The sequence below is a fragment of the Pseudoalteromonas sp. NEC-BIFX-2020_015 genome (assembly GCF_012952265.1).
Taxonomy (GTDB): domain Bacteria; phylum Pseudomonadota; class Gammaproteobacteria; order Enterobacterales; family Alteromonadaceae; genus Pseudoalteromonas; species Pseudoalteromonas neustonica.
This window is the reverse complement of the sequence record NZ_JABCJL010000099.1, coordinates 1-572: the sequence shown is the minus strand read 5'-3', so window position 1 is coordinate 572 and position 572 is coordinate 1. Positions and strand designations below refer to the sequence as shown.

The following is a 572-nucleotide window of genomic DNA, read 5'->3' as shown; positions in this document are numbered from 1 at the left end:
CAAAGAAACAATTAAATGGCACTGAATGATACTGCTATCATTCTTTTTTACTTTTGAAAACTCTGTATAAATAACATTGTTATTCATACGAATTTTATTATCAGCTTTTCCAAATTTTTAAAGAGCAAGAGATTAAAAAACTTCTCAAAATTAAACACACTTTATTCTCAGGCGATGTTTTGCCCGATAAAGAATATTTATTTTTAAGAAGTAAGTGGTGGAGCTAAGCAGGATCGAACTGCTGACCTCCTGCGTGCAAGGCAGGCGCTCTCCCAGCTGAGCTATAGCCCCACATATGCTGGTCTTATTGTTTTAACCATCTTCTTAATTAGATAAGAAGTGGTGGGTCTGAGTAGATTTGAACTACCGACCTCACCCTTATCAGGGGTGCGCTCTAACCAACTGAGCTACAGACCCAAAACAATAAGTGTTGTTCTCTTTACAATAACAATCATCTGTGTGGACACTACGAACAAATAAGTTCTAAATCGTATAAGGAGGTGATCCAGCCCCAGGTTCCCCTAGGGCTACCTTGTTACGACTTCACCCCAGTCATGAATCACTCCGTGGTA

At 39.2% G+C, this 572-nt stretch carries 2 tRNA genes and 1 rRNA gene; all 3 read right to left on the bottom strand.

Annotated features, from left to right (window positions below):
• Positions 1–215: 215 nt before the first annotated feature.
• Positions 216–291, bottom strand: a tRNA-Ala gene (locus tag HH219_RS21735).
• A 49-nt stretch (positions 292–340) separates the two neighbouring features.
• Positions 341–417, bottom strand: a tRNA-Ile gene (locus tag HH219_RS21730).
• Between the two features lie 76 nt (positions 418–493).
• Positions 494–572, bottom strand: a 16S ribosomal RNA gene (locus tag HH219_RS21725); the annotation flags it as partial.